At 61.6% G+C, this 15,766-nt stretch carries 14 protein-coding genes and 1 tRNA gene; 5 read left to right on the top strand and 10 right to left on the bottom strand.

Going from position 1 to position 15,766, the window contains the following annotated elements; genetic code table 11:
• Nucleotides 1-218: 218 nt before the first annotated feature.
• The gene (locus V7N12_RS03845) at nucleotides 219-479 is read right to left on the bottom strand and encodes a hypothetical protein (protein WP_333712815.1); all 261 of its coding nucleotides are present in this window, start codon (nucleotides 477-479) and stop codon (nucleotides 219-221) included.
• Between the two features lie 177 nt (nucleotides 480-656).
• Between V7N12_RS03845 and V7N12_RS03840 the strand changes: the two genes are divergently transcribed.
• The 3 genes from V7N12_RS03840 to V7N12_RS03830 are packed head-to-tail and all read left to right on the top strand — an operon-like array spanning nucleotide 657 to nucleotide 2,855.
• On the top strand, nucleotides 657-2,033 hold the full coding sequence (locus V7N12_RS03840) for a class I adenylate-forming enzyme family protein (RefSeq protein WP_333712814.1): 1,377 nt from the start codon (nucleotides 657-659) through the stop codon (nucleotides 2,031-2,033).
• Nucleotides 2,024-2,641, top strand: coding sequence for a GNAT family N-acetyltransferase (locus tag V7N12_RS03835; protein WP_333712813.1), 618 nt, complete (start codon nucleotides 2,024-2,026; stop codon nucleotides 2,639-2,641). The genes V7N12_RS03840 and V7N12_RS03835 overlap by 10 nt, the downstream gene beginning before the upstream one ends.
• A complete protein-coding gene (locus V7N12_RS03830) occupies nucleotides 2,631-2,855 on the top strand; it encodes an acyl carrier protein (RefSeq protein ID WP_333712812.1) in 225 nt (74 codons plus the stop codon). Before V7N12_RS03835 ends, V7N12_RS03830 begins: the two co-directional genes overlap by 11 nt.
• Before the next feature lie 85 nt (nucleotides 2,856-2,940).
• Here V7N12_RS03830 and V7N12_RS03825 read toward each other — a convergent pair whose 3' ends face one another.
• From V7N12_RS03825 to V7N12_RS03800, 6 genes are all read right to left on the bottom strand, one after another.
• The gene (locus V7N12_RS03825; protein ID WP_333712811.1) at nucleotides 2,941-3,708 is read right to left on the bottom strand and encodes a hypothetical protein; all 768 of its coding nucleotides are present in this window, start codon (nucleotides 3,706-3,708) and stop codon (nucleotides 2,941-2,943) included.
• A gap of 130 nt (nucleotides 3,709-3,838) precedes the next feature.
• Nucleotides 3,839-4,570, bottom strand: coding sequence for a peptidase (locus V7N12_RS03820; protein WP_333712810.1), 732 nt, complete (start codon nucleotides 4,568-4,570; stop codon nucleotides 3,839-3,841).
• Nucleotides 4,571-4,605: 35 nt separating this feature from the next.
• On the bottom strand, nucleotides 4,606-5,403 hold the full coding sequence (locus V7N12_RS03815; RefSeq protein WP_333712835.1) for a transglutaminase family protein: 798 nt from the start codon (nucleotides 5,401-5,403) through the stop codon (nucleotides 4,606-4,608).
• The gene (locus V7N12_RS03810) at nucleotides 5,403-6,344 is read right to left on the bottom strand and encodes an alpha-E domain-containing protein (RefSeq protein WP_333712809.1); all 942 of its coding nucleotides are present in this window, start codon (nucleotides 6,342-6,344) and stop codon (nucleotides 5,403-5,405) included. The genes V7N12_RS03815 and V7N12_RS03810 overlap by 1 nt, the downstream gene beginning before the upstream one ends.
• 1 nt (nucleotide 6,345) lies before the next feature.
• Nucleotides 6,346-7,770 carry a circularly permuted type 2 ATP-grasp protein gene (locus tag V7N12_RS03805; RefSeq protein WP_333712808.1) on the bottom strand — a complete coding sequence of 475 codons (1,425 nt, stop codon included), beginning with the start codon at nucleotides 7,768-7,770 and terminating at the stop codon, nucleotides 6,346-6,348.
• Nucleotides 7,771-7,869: 99 nt separating this feature from the next.
• Nucleotides 7,870-9,186: an ATP-binding protein gene (locus V7N12_RS03800; RefSeq protein WP_333712807.1), complete on the bottom strand. Its 1,317-nt coding sequence runs from the start codon at nucleotides 9,184-9,186 to the stop codon at nucleotides 7,870-7,872.
• Nucleotides 9,187-9,236: 50 nt separating this feature from the next.
• On the opposite strand from V7N12_RS03800, the gene V7N12_RS03795 reads away from it, so the two are divergent.
• Together V7N12_RS03795 and V7N12_RS03790 are read left to right on the top strand one after the other, a co-directional pair.
• Complete coding sequence (locus V7N12_RS03795; protein WP_333712806.1) at nucleotides 9,237-10,139, top strand: MBL fold metallo-hydrolase; 903 nt, start codon at nucleotides 9,237-9,239, stop codon at nucleotides 10,137-10,139.
• Nucleotides 10,140-10,227: 88 nt separating this feature from the next.
• A tRNA-Asn gene (locus tag V7N12_RS03790) sits at nucleotides 10,228-10,302 on the top strand.
• A gap of 502 nt (nucleotides 10,303-10,804) precedes the next feature.
• Here V7N12_RS03790 and V7N12_RS03785 read toward each other — a convergent pair.
• The 3 genes from V7N12_RS03785 to V7N12_RS03775 are packed head-to-tail and all read right to left on the bottom strand — an operon-like array spanning nucleotide 10,805 to nucleotide 15,697.
• Nucleotides 10,805-12,955, bottom strand: coding sequence for a methyl-accepting chemotaxis protein (locus V7N12_RS03785; protein WP_333712805.1), 2,151 nt, complete (start codon nucleotides 12,953-12,955; stop codon nucleotides 10,805-10,807).
• The gene (locus V7N12_RS03780; protein ID WP_333712804.1) at nucleotides 12,930-13,124 is read right to left on the bottom strand and encodes a hypothetical protein; all 195 of its coding nucleotides are present in this window, start codon (nucleotides 13,122-13,124) and stop codon (nucleotides 12,930-12,932) included. Before V7N12_RS03780 ends, V7N12_RS03785 begins: the two co-directional genes overlap by 26 nt.
• A 59-nt stretch (nucleotides 13,125-13,183) precedes the next feature.
• Entirely contained in the window at nucleotides 13,184-15,697 is a 2,514-nt protein-coding gene (locus V7N12_RS03775) for a hybrid sensor histidine kinase/response regulator (RefSeq protein WP_333712803.1), read from the bottom strand.
• Nucleotides 15,698-15,766: the final 69 nt, after the last annotated feature.

Below are 15,766 nucleotides of genomic sequence, written 5' to 3'. Positions count from 1 at the left end.
TTTCATCACGACAGTCAGCGTCAGTGATGCAACCGGCGACATCGTGATCAGAAATCGATCAGCCCCGAGGACCGGGGTAGCCTGCGCGCCGCTTAGCATGCGACAAGGTTTCTCTGGGAACAAGAGATCATGCCGCAACCGTCATTTTTGGTTCGCGGACCTGATCCGATGCCGTTTCCTTGCAGATGACCTGCGGCGCGCCGGTCAGCGCCTGTTCGTCAATCTGACGAAAGATTTTTCCGTTTTGACTTTTTCTTCCCGTCGCTATCGCCGCTTGACGCAATACCAACCATCAAACCGATGATCGCAAGCGGAATGACCCAGCCGGGTATGCTTCCTGCCGCGGGGGCGACTTCGACCGGATCCTGCACGACCGGTGCTTCCATGATCTGGTCGCTCAACCCGCCTGCCTGCGCAACTGATCCAGCCGCCACAAGTGCCGCCAGCGATGCAACAGCAACCTTTGTTCTTTTGAACATTTTCCCTATCCTCTTTCCAACACAGAGTGCGGCGATGGTGCGGCAAGTATCAACTTTGGAGCAAGCTAAAATCGCGGATTTGACGAAAAAAGAAGGTTTTTGGCGAAAATCAAGCCAAACCGCAATGCGGGGTATCGTTGTTTGACAAAAGCTGATGCCAAGGATGTCTCTGCGCTGATGCCAAAGGACTTTGTCCTAAGCTGCGTCCGGTCAGGCCGCAGGGTGGATCGCGCGGAATTCCGGCAAGATGTCGAACGATCCCTTTGCAAGCTGCGGGAGTTGCGGACCGGGGCCGGCGATCGTGTCATCGTCTCTGTCAATGACCCGTTGAAATGTCTGACGACACTCTTTGCCGTTTGGCAAATGGGATGTTGCGCGGTCATGGTGAACCCGGCCATCACCGATCTGGAACGCGCAACCGTGACAAAGGCGACAGGCGCAAGGCTGCTTGTTTCGGATGACGCAGTTCAGCAGATGCATGGGTCCGGTATGCGACAGTTCGGTCCTCGCGAGGCGGCCCTTATTCTCATGACCTCGGGGACCACCGGTGTGCCCAAGGGGGTGACCCACTCCTTTGCGACATTGCACGCCCGTCTGGCAGCCAATCTGGCCGAGATCGGCGCGGCAAGCTTGGACCGGACGTTCTGCACTCTGCCGCTTTTCTTTGGGCATGGGTTGATCGGGAACGCATTGACGGCCCTTTATGCAGGCAAGCACCTGTCACTGATGCCCAAGATGCAATTGGACGAGATCGGGCGCTTCGGCGAAACGCTTGACGACCTGGGGATAACTTTCTTCAGTTCGGTGCCTTCGTTCTGGCGCATGGTCCTGATGGCAAGCCCGAAGCCGAAGCACCCGCCACAACGTGTCCACATCGGATCAGCCCCGCTGTCCAAAGAGCTGTGGAACAAGGTCTCTGACTGGTGCGGCACGACCAATGTCCACAATACCTACGGCATGACCGAGACGGCGAATTGGATCTCGGGCGGGGCACTGCATGACGACCGATCCGCGGACGGCTATGTCGGTCGGCCCTGGGGTGGGCAATTCAAGGTCTGGCGGGAGGGCAGGCTTCGCGACACCGGCGCTGGTGAGATCGCCGTCAAGACACCGGGTCAGATGATCGGTTTTTGGGGGCAGCCAGACCAGACGGCGGCGGTCTTGCGCGGTGACTACATGATGACGGGCGATCTGGGCGTTCTGGAGGCCGACCAAACCCTAAGGCTGGTCGGGCGCACCAAGAACGAGATCAACGTGGCCGGCATCAAGGTCCTTGCAGAAGAGGTCGACATGCTGCTGGAACGTCACCCTTCGGTGCTGGAGGCCTGTAGTTTCGGCATTCCCGATCCGATTGCAGGCGAAAGGGTTGGTGCGGTTGTCCGCCTGTCCGATGACACCGTCGATGCCGCCGCCTTGATCGCGTGGTGCAGAGAGCAAGCACGGCCAGACGCAATTCCCGCCAAGGTCGAGATCACAAAGGACATCCCCAAGAACGATCGCGGGAAAATCTCGCGCCGGGATATCCAGAGGATGATGGTGGCGAAATGGGCATAGACAAGCTCTTGCTGCGGCGGGAACCGCCCGATCCATACCTGTGTCAGCCCATCCGGACGGACCGCTTCGTTCTGGCAAACTGCAATCTCCGGGATGCGATCAAGGTGACCGCCCCATGGCGCGCAGACCCCGAAATTCTGGAGAACCTGATGTATGGCCAGCGCAGCTATTCTGCCTTCGCATGGGTGCGCAGCGTCGGACGCCCGGATGGCCAGACGCGCTTCTTTCACGCCATCATGCCAAAAGAAGGCGGCGGCACCATCGGGGCACATCGGCTGAGCATCAACCGGTCGGGAACAGTCAGCCTTGCCATCGTCATTCATGCCCGCAGCTGGTGGGGCAAAGGCGTCTTCGAAGAAGTCCGGCGTGGCATCATGGACCACTTTGCAGTCTCCGAACGGGTCACCAGATTCGAGGGGCACGTCCTCGCACGCAACGTCAGTTCCATCTACAACTACCAGAAACTCGGGTTCCGCCTTGTCGGCTACGAGAACAAATCATGGCTTTCGCCGTTCAGCGAGACCCTGTTGGATACCGTCCAGTTCGAGATGATGGCAGATGACTGGATCGCGCAAAGGCACATCAAGGTTGACGCCGATGACCGATAACGCAACCAGATTGCTGGCCGAGGCGCTTGGTCTGGACCCCGCAGCGGTGGATGAGAATGTCAGCATCGATCAAACGCCGACATGGGACAGCCTTGCGCATTTCAGACTTATGCTGGCGCTCGAGGAACATCTGGGACGCAAACTGACACCTGTCGAAGTGGTATCGGTGCGCGACTTTCAGACGGTATCGCGCCTGTTGCGGTCGACCGCATGATGCCCCCCTCGCCTTTCGCGACCCCGGCCATGACTTGCCCCATCAGAGATGCGTTGGCCGTCGCCGCAGCGCGGATCACGCATCCTCAGGCCTGCGCCCGTTTCGCGATGACGGCATCCACTTCGGCCTTGAACTCCAGCGTGCGGTCTCGGCAGAGTGAAAGCAGGTCGGGATGGGCGACGGCGGTATCCAGCTTGTTCAGCCAGTCCTGCGGTTTTGCATAGGCCGGCGGCTTTCGGAATGCCGAGAACTTGTAGGAAAACGGGATGCACAACACGCGCCGCTTCATCAAGAGCCCCCAATAGACACCATGGTATGAATTCGAGACCACGGTGCGGCCAGAGGCGATGAAGGACAGGGCTTCATCGAGGTTGCCGCGATCGTTGCCCAGTCGCGGCATGTCATCGGGGATCGTAATCCCCTGGCTGTCCGTCTTGCCACCGTGGTAATAGAAGACAACGTCATGCTCGGGGGCCGAGGGGTCGTCAAAACCCTCTGACATGCAACTGACACAAGGCACCCAAGGGAAATGCCTGTCGCCATAGTCACGCGACCCCACCAGATCCATCAGCCGACGCGCACGGCTATATCGGCGGGAAATCAGAAACCGCTGCAACGTGCCGACACCCCAGGCGATATGCGTTGTGCCGGGACTTTGGATAACGCCCTCGTATTCGGACAATCCGCCAAAAATCTTGCCACCGCCATAGACGCCGACCGTGTAATCATCGCTCTTGTTGCGGATGTCTTCCACACTGGCATCCGGCCAGTCGAAATAATCGTAGGGACAGCAGTATCTGTCGCCGGTGTTCTCGGTGTTGCGCAGGTGTTTGAAGGCCAGTTTCAATGTCATGCGCCCCTTGGGTTCTTGGCTCTCTGCCTGTCCCATGCGACGACAGGTGCCGTTTTTTTCAAAGGTGGTGGCAAGCGCCGTCTGATGTCAAACCGAATTCGCGCTCGCCTCACGGTGCCGGGGTCTGGCCCTATAGCCTATACGTCGGCAACTGCTGGAAGGCATCTTTCAACGCATCGCCCCAGCCTTGCGAGATGGCGCAGTAGACGTGGTCGTTCTCGTCGATGCGCAGGGTCTTGCCTTGGGTGAAACTGTCGCTGGAATAGACCTGAAGATCGAAAGGCAACCCCACGGAAAGGTTGGATTTCACAGTCGAATCGAACGAGACCAACAGCAGCTTGACCGCGTCTTCGAAACTCATATCCGGATCATAGGCCCGCACGAGGATGGGCTTGCCGTATTTCGTCTCGCCGATCTGGAAAAAGGGCGTGTCCGCGGTGATCTCGATGAAATTGCCCTGCGGATAGATCAAGAAAATGGTCGGCTTGCCGCCCTTGATCTGGCCGCCCGCGATGATCGAGGCCGAGAACTGTTCCTGCTTCACCTGCCCGTCGCCGGTGGTTTCGTCGATCACCTCGCGCAGCGTCGCCCCGATCAGACGGGCGACCTGAAACATCGTCTCTTGCTGCAGGATGCTTGGGTCGCGCTCTTCCTTCGTCTTCGAGCGTTCCTCGAGCAGGCTGATCACCGCCTGCGTCGTTGCAAGGTTGCCGGCGGTCATGAGGGTGATCATCCGCTCGCCGGGGACGGTCCATGAAAACATCTTCTTGCTGGTGGCGAAATTGTCCACGCCCGCGCTGGTGCGCGTATCCGACATGAAGACAAGCCCATGATTGAGCCGCAAGCCAACGCAATATGTCATGCGCGCATACCTTTACGTGTTCCGACCCGCGATCCTTACTGCTGAACCTGAAGCGATACAATCATGTGTTCGCTTGCATCGCCCACGCGCATGCCTTCGGCGGGCGCCGCATCCCGCGCATCGCGCCCGGTGGCCACGCGCACATAGCGTTCATCGGGGCTGATGCCGTTGGAGATATCGAAGCCGACCCAACCCAGCCCCTCGACAAAGACCTCGGCCCAGGCGTGGCTTGCATCCTGATCGGTCCGGTCATCCATCATCAGATAGCCGCTGACATACCGCGCCGGAAGACCCGCAGAACGCGCGGCCGCGATAAAGACCTGTGCATGGTCCTGACAGACCCCCGCCCCGGCCGCCAGGGCCTCGCGCGCGGTGGTCAGCGCATGTGTGACACCGATTTGGTAGGGAATAGCGTCGATCACGCGGCTGGAAAGCACGTGCAGGGCCGTGATCTGGTCCGAGGTCTGCGCCAGATCGCCCGCCAGCGCCGCAATCGCGCCATTCGGCGATGTGGCATGTGTCGGTTCGCGGAAATGCCAAAGCGGCGCACGCCCGCTTGACCAGCCGAAGACACCATGCGCGTCGGCGGTCGTGACGGTTCCTTCCGCGGTGATCGTGACACTGGTTGCATCGCGATCGACATTCACCAGATCGACGTTGTTGCCGTAGTGATCCATATACTCGGCCTCGATGGTGCCGCCATCGATCCGCACCTCCCAGGCATCGACCTTCTGCAAGCGCGATTGCAGCGGGCGCAGACGCACTTTTTGCAGGGCATAAACAACCGGAGCATCGTAGCGATAGGTCGTTTTGTGGCAGATTTTCAATTGCATCAACTGTTGAACCTGTAGTCTTCCTCGATCTGCACGCCGATCCGGGCGTTGTCGTTGATCACGCTGGTCAGGAACTCGTGCAGCCCCTCTTCGAAGATCGACCCGATGTCGTGCCCGCTTAATCTTTCGTAAAGCTGCTTGGCCATGACACAAGAGGGCTTGGGGTCGTCGTCGTCCATCCCGAGGTAGCCAAGGTTGTCGACCAGCTTGCCCGCGCAAAACCGCAAGGACCGCGGCATCCGCCCGTCGAGGATCAGGAAGCTTGCAATGGCGGGGGCGGTGAAATCCTCGTCCACGGCCCAGCGGAACGACCGATGCGCCGAGACCGACCGCAAAATCGTCTCCCATTGCACGTTGTCGAGGCGGCTGCCGACAAAGGACGAGGCAGGCAAGAGCGCATAATATTTGACGTCCACGATGCGCGCCGTGCTGTCCATCCGTTCGACAAACGTCCCCAGACGGCAGAAATCATAAATGTCGTTGCGCAACATGGTGCCGTGCAGGGCGCCGCGGACAACGGCGGATTGCTGCCGGATCGTGGCCAGCACGGCAGGCAATTCCGTCTGCGGGATGGGATCCTTCAGAAGCCGTGTCAGAACCATCCATGTCTCGTTCACGCCGGTCCAGACCTCGGTCGTCAGGGCGGTGCGGACCAGACGCGCGTTGTCGCGCGCCGATTTGATCACCGACAGGACCGAGCTGGGATTCTCGGGATCGCGCAGCAGGAAATTCACGACCGATTCACTGTCGTAGGCCGGATAGCGCGCCTCGAAGGGCCCCTGCGCGGCAGAGGTCGCGATGACGGACCGCCATTCGGATTCGGAACTGTTCGACCGGGTCAAGGCGATGCGGAACCCCGCATCCACCAGACGCGCGGTGTTTTCGGCCCGTTCAAGCGAACGGAACATCCAATAAAGACCACCTGCGGTTTTTCCCAGCATCCTAGTCTTCCAATATCCAAGTGTCTTTCGTGCCACCACCCTGGCTGGAGTTCACCACAAGGCTGCCTTCGGTCAGCGCCACCCGTGTCAGCCCCCCGGGCGTGATGTTGACACCCGCAGGCGAGACAAGCGCGAAGGGCCGCAGGTCCACATGGCGCGGGGCAAGCCCCGTCTCGGTGAAGATCGGAACGGTCGACAGGGACAGCGTCGGCTGCGCGATATAATTGGAGGCATGGGCGCGCAGCTTTTCGGCGAAATCGGCCAGTTCCTTTTTGCTGGCGGCGGGGCCCACCAGCATCCCGTAACCGCCTGATCCATGGACCTCTTTCACGACCAATTCGGACAGATTGTCGAGCACATAGGACAGCATGTCCGGCTCAGAGCATCGATAGGTCTCGACGTTTTTCAGGATCGCCTTTTCGCCGGTGTAGAACTGCACGATATCGGGGATGTAGCTGTAGATCGCCTTGTCGTCGGCAATCCCGGTGCCCGGCGCGTTGGCGATCGTGATATTGCCCGCGCGGTAGACATCCATGATCCCCGGCACACCCAGCATCGACTGTGGATTGAATGTCAGCGGGTCCAGAAATTCATCGTCCACACGGCGATAGATCACGTCGATCCGCTTGTAGCCGCGCGTCGTGCGCATCGCGATATGACCATCGACCACGCGCAGGTCATGCCCTTCGACCAGTTCGACCCCCATCTGGTCGGCCAGAAAGCTATGCTCGTAATAGGCCGAGTTGTGGATCCCCGGCGTCAGCACGGCGACGGTGGGCCTGCCCGGACATGACTTGGGCGCCGAGGCCTCGAGCGAGCGGCGCAGGGCCTTGGGATAATCGCTGACGGCCTGCACCTTGATCTTGCTGAAAAGCTCGGGGAACATCTGCAACATGGTCTCGCGGTTTTCGAGCATGTAGCTGACGCCGGATGGGGTGCGCGCGTTGTCTTCCAGAACATAGAACTCGTCTTCGCCCGTCCGGACAATGTCGGTGCCCACGATATGGGTGTAGACATCCCCCGGCGGAACGAAACCGATCATCTGCGGCAGGTAGGCGTCGTTCTTGGCGATCAGCTCGACCGGCACGACGCCGGCCTTCAGGATTTCCTGACGATTGTAGATATCGTGCAGAAAGGCGTTGATCGCCCGCACGCGTTGGTCGATCCCCTTGGCAAGCTTGCCCCACTCGCTGCTCGATACGATGCGCGGGACAAGATCGAAGGGGATCAGACGTTCTTCCGCGTCGGCCTGTCCATAGACATTGAACGTGATCCCAGTTCTGCGAAAGAAGGCCTCGGCCTCTTGCGCCTTGGCGCGCAGCCTGTCGGTATCCTGCGACTGAAACCATGTGTCGTAAGAGGCATAGGGTGCGCGCACACCTGCGTCGGTCGACATCTCGTCAAAAAAGCGCATCTCTTTCTTCATGAACCAAGACTATCGGCCTGACGCCCGACTGCAACTCGATATCCATGCGAGCGGCTGCAATCAGGGGGAAATTGCGGGCATATGCACAAAAAACACGCATCACCGAGCAATCACAAGTTCCGCCTTCAGCCCGCCGAGTGTCGCGCTTTCCCCCAACCGCAGGACACCACCGTGGTTGCGCGCGATATCCGCGACGATCGACAGGCCAAGGCCGACCCCGCTGCCCTTGTCCTGATTGCGCGCGGGATCGAGCCTTACAAAGGGGTTCAGCGCCTCGTCGCGCCGGTCCGGGGGAATGCCGGGGCCGTCATCCTCGACCGTGAACCGCACCGTGCGATCGGTCATTGTCACGCCGATCCGCGCCTGGGTGCCATAGCGCAGCGCATTCCCGATCAGATTGTCAAGCGCGCGGCGAATGGCAAGCGGGCGCAGGCTGACCGGAGCGGCAGGTCCCTCGATCCCGGCAAGGGTCACGTTCTGACCCATCCTTTGCGCATCCGAGATCACCTGATCGACAAGCGCGCCCGGCGCGACCTCTTCGCGCGCATCCCCCGCATCGCTGCGCGCGAAATCAAGGAAGGCGTTCAGCAAGCGTTCCATATCGTCGACATCCCGCAACAGCGGTGCCGCCTCTTGTTCATCGATCAACGACAGACCCAGCCGCAACCGCGTCAAGGGCGAGCGCAGGTCATGGCTGACCCCCGACAACATCATGGTGCGGCTCTGGGCCTGCCGTTCCAACCGGTTGCGCATGTCGAGAAATGCGGTTCCGGCGGCCCTGACCTCGACCGCGCCGGTTGGCGTGAAGGGCGTGATGCGCCCCCTGCCGTAGTCGGCCGCCGCCGCGGCCATGCGCTTGATCGGGCGCAGCTGATTGCGCAGGAAGAAATAGGCGACCGCCGTCATGATCGCGCCGAAAAAGACCATGATCACGATCAACTGATGCGGGTTCGATGCCGACACGCGCCGTCTGTTGAATTCAAGCTTCATCGGGCCGTGTCGTGTGTCCGTCCACAGCACCACGCGCCGCCTGTCGGCAAGTGAGACGACAGCGATTTCAGGCAGATCCTGTCGCAGGGCCGCGATCACGTTGTTGCCGGTCAGATCCTCAAGCGGCTTGATATCCGCCTCGGGCGCATCCGCGGCGGGAAGCGTCACCTCGATTTCCAGCGGCACGGCGATGGCGCGCAGGCTGCGCAGCGCAGCGTCAAGCTGCGGCTCTGCTGCGGCGATGTCGATCAGGAACCGCAGCTCGATGTTCATGGCCCTTGTCATCGACTGGGTCACGCCGTCAAAGTGGCGCTGGATGAAGACAACCGAGACCAGCAATTGCAGCAACACCACCGGCATCACCAGTATCAGCGCGGCACGCGCATAGATGCCACGCGGCATCACGTTCTTGAGCCATCCAAACATGCCTGCAAGCTAACGCCTGACAGACCGGCCGCAAAGCGGTCTTTGAGGGCATGAAGACGGGGGACAATCCAGTGCCCGGCGTCCCCGAAACGCTCGCCCCGGGTATTGTGCGGATTGTTGCGCCTAATCCCTCGCCGATGACCTATTGGGGGACGAACGCGTATCTTCTGGGCGAAAGCGATCTTGTCGTGATTGATCCGGGACCCGACCTGCCCGCGCATTACGAAGCTCTGCTTGCGGCCATGGCCGGGCGCCGCGTCAGCCATATTCTGGTCACCCACAGCCATCTGGACCATTCCCCGCTTGCCGCCAGATTGGCCGCACAGACCGGCGCGCCAGTCTGCGCCTTCGGGCGCAGCACCGACGGGCGCAGCGCGATGATGACGTCGCTGGCGCAGGGCGGGCTTGTGGGTGGTGGCGAGGGGCTGGATCACGCTTTCGCGCCGGATGTGACCCTGGCGGATGGGGCAGTGATCGACAGCGGTGCCGGTCCGATCACGGCGCTGCATACGCCGGGCCATATCGGCAACCACATGTGTTTTCTCTGGCAGGACGGATTGTTCTGCGGCGATCATGTGATGGGTTGGGCCAGCTCGCTTGTGTCGCCGCCCGATGGGGATCTGGGGGATTTTCTTGCCTCCTGTGCCCGTCTGTCGCAAACGCGGGCAAGCCGCTTTTTCCCCGGCCACGGAGCGACGATCGACACGCCCCGGGCCCGGCTGGACTGGCTGGTGCAACACCGGCATTCGCGGACACGCGCTATTCTTGCGGCGCTCGGGCAAGGACCGGCCGATGCACGCAGCCTGACGCTGCACATCTATCGCGAGACGCCCGCCGCCCTTCTGAAGGCGGCCGAGCGGAATGTCCTGGCGCATCTGCTGCACCTGCATGACAAGGGCCAGGTCAGGCCGGATGGCGCGCTGCATGTGCAGTCGGTTTTCCGGCTGGTCTGACGGGCATGAAGGCTGCGCAGAACTTTCGCAAATACCCTGCATTACCCTCTGGACGCCACGGACTCGCATTGCTATACGACGCCCGTGTTCCGACGTAGCTCAGCGGTAGAGCAGTTGACTGTTAATCAATTGGTCGTAGGTTCGATCCCTACCGTCGGAGCCAAAAATCAAAAATAAATCAAGATTTTAGGCTGGTATACTGCACAGGTGCCACGTGCGTCATGCTTGCAGGGCTACGCGGTATTCAGGCCTGCGGGCTATACGATCGGCCGGAAGGCTTGGAAGACGGCGCAGTCATACCACCTAGCCGCGGATATCCCCGCGCCACTTGGTGCAAGGCCGCTTTGGGCTGGAATTCACCCCCACCGGGCAGGGCTTGCTATCCGGCCCGCAGTGAAGAAGCCGCGAAGGATACCAAAGCCAATCACTTGGCGCTTCGGGATCGTTGTCAGGACCGGCATCGCGCCCGCCTTCCTGCAAGAGATCTCATCGCAACACCACGTCAATGTCCGTCGCCATGTCGAAACGCCGGCTGACAGGGCAGATCATCCAAGGGTTGGCTGGCGGCCCCGGCCGGCCTTGTTTCAACATGGGAACGACTGGTCCGGACAGGGAAAAATGACGACTATCGGCGCATCGGGCGGGATGCACCATGGGTTCAGCACCTAAACTGCCTGCGCCGCAGGGCGATATCGTGTCTCTTCCCGGGTCGCGTGCCATGGAACTGTCGCCACCGGCACGGCAGCATCCGCGTATCCATCCGCCTCGAAAGCGGATACCTCGCCACGTGACGATCCGAGAGCAAAGCGGCTGACAAGTTCTGCCAGACTTTGCGCATCCCCTTTCAGCGCGTGGCTGTTCGCGGTGGACTCTTCAACCATGGCCGCGTTCTGCTGAGTGACCTTGTCAAGCTGAGTGACGCCGATGTTGATTTCGCCGATGCCGATCGACTGTTCCTCTGCGCCCGATGCGATATCGCTGATCAGGTCCGAGATGTGATTGATGTGACCGGCGATCTTGGTCAGGACCTCTCCGGCCTTGCCGACCAGTTCCACCCCGCCCTGCACCTGTTCGGCGCTTTGTCCGATCAGCGCCTTGATCTGCTTGGCCGCTTCGGATGACCGTTGCGCCAGGGCCCGCACCTCCGAGGCGACCACCGCAAATCCGCGCCCTGCTTCACCGGCGCGCGCCGCTTCGACGCCTGCGTTCAGCGCCAGAAGGTTGGTCTGGAAGGCGATATCGTCGATCACGCCGATGATCTTCGAGATTTCGTCCGAGGACCCGGCGATGGCGTGCATCGCCTCGACCGCACGGCTGACGACGGGACCGCTGGCATCGGCATCCTGACGCGCATGATGCACCACGCCCGAGACCTCCTTGGCTCCGGATGCCGCCGACCGCACGCTTGCTGTCATCTCGTCAAGGGCCGCAGCGGTCTGTTCCAGCGTAGCCGCCTGGCTTTCGGTCCGGCGCGACAGATCATCGGCAGCCCCCGACATGCCGTCCGCCCTTTGTCTGATCTCGTCTGCGCTGTCGCGCAAGGCACCCAGTGTCGCGTTCAGCTTGTCGACGGCCCCGTTGAAGTCCTGACGCAGCTGATCATAGGGTCCCTCGAAGGACTGGGTGATCCGGTGGGTCAGGTCACCCCGCGCCATGTGGTCCAGTGCACGGCTCAATCGTTCGACGACCTGTTTTTGCGTCGCCTGTTCCGCGTCCCGTTCCATCTGGGCTGCGTCTGACGCCTGCAACCTGTCCCGAAATGACAGCAAAGCCTGCGCCAGCCTGCCGATTTCGTCGCGCCGGTGCTGGTCGGCCAGATCAATGTCGTATTGCTTGTCGGCCACCAGTTGCATCGTCTGTCCAACGCGGGCGAGCGGCTGGACAAAGGACCTTGCCGCAAGGATCCCGATCAGCACGGCAGCCCCCGCAACAATCAGACTGACAAGCACCATCCTGTTGCGGGCCGCAATCATCGGGGCGTTCACCTCGGTGCGGTCGATCTCGGCGACAAGGCCCCAATCCTGACCGAAAACCGCAAGCGCCTGCCCCATTGCGAAAACCTCGGTCCCGTCCTGCCGGTGTGCCGACATCACATGTCCGGCTTCGCCCGCGAGTGCGGCCGCGACCTGCGCAAGACCATCGACGGGTTCATAAAGCCCGAAACGGTCTGCAAAGCGCGAAGGGCTGCGCGTCCGCTGATCGGGGCCGATCACATATATTTCGCCTGTTTCGCCCAGCCCCAAGGGGTCGTTGACGATCCGCGCGATTTGTTCACTGGGCAGTTGAATGGCAAAGACACCCATGATGCCGCCGTCTTCGGCAGCGACAGGGGTCGCCACAAAGCCGGCCGCCGCGACCGGACTGGGGGCATAGGGCGCGAAGTCGGCGAAATAGACCTGACCCACCTCCCCCTCGACAGCTGCGCGCAGGGCCTTGGCCAATCCGCTGTCCGCATAGGGACCGGTCAGGAAATTCGTCGCAAAGTCGGGCTCTTTCGTGACGGAATACATCATGTCGCCATCAATGTTGAAGATGAAGACATCGTCGTAACCCGCCGTCTGCCAGACCTGCCGGAGGTAGGGATGAAGGCGCCCGTGCTGAAAATGATAGGGCACGGCACCGGGCGGCTGATCCAGCAGGTGCCTTTCGCCGATGGGGTTCGGGTTGTCCGCGATATAGGCCGCCTGCAGACCGGCCGGATCGATCATCAGATTATAGGCGCTTTGGAACGCCTTCGTCGCCTCGATCACCGTCGGATCGCGTCCCAGTGCGACGACATCCGACCCAAGATCATCGAAACCACAGGGCAAGCGCATCGGCCCGGGTCTGCGTCATCAGTGCAAGGCTGCGATCCATGCCAAGCCGGATATTGTGCTGAATGTCCCGATAACCCACAACGGCAATCGAGAGGCTGGAAATCAGACACAGGCCGACAATCATTGCGGGCAGTTTGCGTGCGATGGGAATTGCCGTCAGGATTCGCATTTCGACCTCATGTCCACTCACTCCAACGTGGTTGTGGCGCATGAGCCTTTAGAATCAGATTAAGTCCGGGACGACGGCGGAGGCAGGTCCGGCGCAGCCTCATAGGACATCGCTAGGGCCTGTTGCGCCTTGGTCAGCCGGGCCATCAGCGCCGCGCCATCGCCCTGACCTGCCGCCGCCTGCGCTGCAAGCAACTCGGTCCGCACGCCTGCAAAGCCCACGATCCCGGCCAGCCCGGCAAGGTGATGGATGTCGGACCCGCTCTGGCAGGCGACGTGATCCGGCTTCATCTGCGTCAGCCGACCCAGCGTTTGCACGATCTCGCGGTGGGCAATCGCGGTGATCCGTGCGGCCTCTTGCGGACCCAAGGTCGCGGCAAGTTCGGTCTGCGCGTCGGAGGATCCCGGCGCAAGCGCGACATCGGGTTCGCGGCGGGCGCTGTCTTTTGCGACAAACCGCGCCAGCAGGGCACGCAACGCCTGCTTGCCCACGGGTTTGGTCACGACCTCGGAGATACCAGCGCTGCAAAAACGGGACAGGTCGGCCCCCGGGTCGTGCGCGGTAATCGCCACGATGGGCGTCAACCGGTTGAGGGCGCAGCCGGACCGGATCGCAGCGGTGGCGTCCAGACCGCTCATCCCGGGCATGCTGATATCCATCAGGACAAGATCGAAAGCTGCCTTGCGGGCGCAGGCGATGGCCGCCTGTCCATCTTGCGCCTCGGTCACATGCCAGCCCAAGGATGCAAGCATCTCACGCGCGACGAGAAGGTTGATCTCGTTGTCTTCGACCAGCAGGATGCGCGGGGCCCTTGCCCCTTCACATGGCGCGACGGGGCCATCCGCGCAGTCGGACCTTTCGTGATCCGCGCCATCCACGACCGCAGTCAATGGCACCCGCACCCAGAAGACACTGCCCTGCCCCGGTTCGCTTTCGACGCCGACCTCGCCTTGCATCAGATGGCAGAGCCGCCGCACGATCGCCAGCCCGAGGCCGCTGCCTTCGACCTCACGGGCATAGCGGGTGTCGAGCGTCACGAATTCCGAAAAGATCCGGTCGTGATCCTCGGGGGCGATCCCGACACCGGTGTCGGTGATGCGGATTTCCACGTTGTCCGATTGCAGGATGCGTTCGACCTCGACGGTGATCTTTCCGTTTTTGGTAAACTTGATCGCATTGCCGATCAGGTTCAGCATCACCTGCGCAAGACTGGTCGCATCCCCGCGGCACAGCCCCAGACTTTCTGTCAGGACGTCCAGAACGACCACATTTCCCCGCGCCACCGCCTGACCATCCAGCGCGCGTATGGCGGTCTCGATGACGTCGAGCGGCGCAAAGACCTCTTGGACGATGACGGCACCGTCGGCGTCGATCCGCGAGATATCAAGCACCGCATTCACATGCCGCAAGAGCATCTCGCCCGAGCTGTGGATCGCATCGACGAACCGGTGCTGCTTGTCCGAAAGCGCGGTATCGGCAAGCACTTCGAGACTGCCCATGATCCCATTGATCGGGGTGCGCATTTCGTGGCTCATGACGGCCAGCAGATCGGACTTCGCCTTCTCGCCCGCCAGCGCCTTGTCGCGGGCGTCGACCAGTTCTTGTTCCGCCGCGGCGCGTGCGGAAATATCGCGCATGAACGAGACCACCACATCCTGATCGGTGTCCCGCGCCAAGGAAGTGGCCACCTCGACAGGAAAACTCCGGCCGGATGTGTCGCGCGCCTCGAACTGCGCGATCCCGCGTCCGCCCAAAAGGTGCCTTGCGACATCTGCGGTCTCTGTCTGCAAGGCATCGGCGGGCGGTTGGATGATGACCGAGACGGGGCGGCCGATCATGTCGCTTTGCGCAAAGCCGAACATCGCCTCTGCCGCGCCGTTGCAATCGAGGATCAACCCATTGCTGTCCGTGACCACGACGGCATCCAGCGCCGTCTCGATCACGGTGCGCAAACGGGTTTCTGCCGCCTTGCTTTTCATGCGGGCGCGGCGGAGCTGAAAAAGTTGCAGCAGCAATCCGGTCAGAACCACCAGCAAGAGCCCGACAAGGACGCCCGCGAAAATCGCCAGATCCGTCAGCACCTGCGACACACGGGTGCGCCGCTCTACCGCCACTTCGGAAAACTGTTGCACACCTCGCAGGGAAATCTCGCGCAGCGCCGTTGTCATCTGGTCCAGCTCGGCGGTCACCTGCGGAAGCGCGGCCAGCAAAGCGTCGTCCGGTCCGTCGATCAGCGGCACCAGCGCCCGAAGCCCGGTCTGCACATCATCCAGCGCTGCACGGACCCCCGGATCGGTGCGCAGGATCGCCAGAACCTGCCCTTCGGCCAGAATGTTCATCCGTGCGAAAAAGATATCGAAACGCCGCCGCACATCCGCAAGATCGCGCGTTTCGGGGGCCAAGGCCGCATCGAACAACCTGTCCCGCAGCGTGAGAAGTTCGACCTCGGACTGCGCGAGGGTCCACAGGCTGCTGTCGGCACTGGCCACGGCAAGCCGGTCGATCTCTGCGCGCGCCTCGACGCCGACGCGCCAGACCCCGGCCAGCGAGACAAGCAAGCCGACCAGAACCACGACACAGACCGCGACGCGGAACCGGACCCACCCGCTCGGCCCGCCTCGCCCTGCCTGAGTGCCGAAAAA

Origin of the sequence: Yoonia sp., assembly GCF_036770585.1 — a bacterium.
Classification (GTDB): Bacteria; Pseudomonadota; Alphaproteobacteria; order Rhodobacterales; family Rhodobacteraceae; genus Yoonia.
Note: the sequence above shows the minus strand (reverse complement) of the source record. Positions and strands in the feature narration are given on the sequence as shown.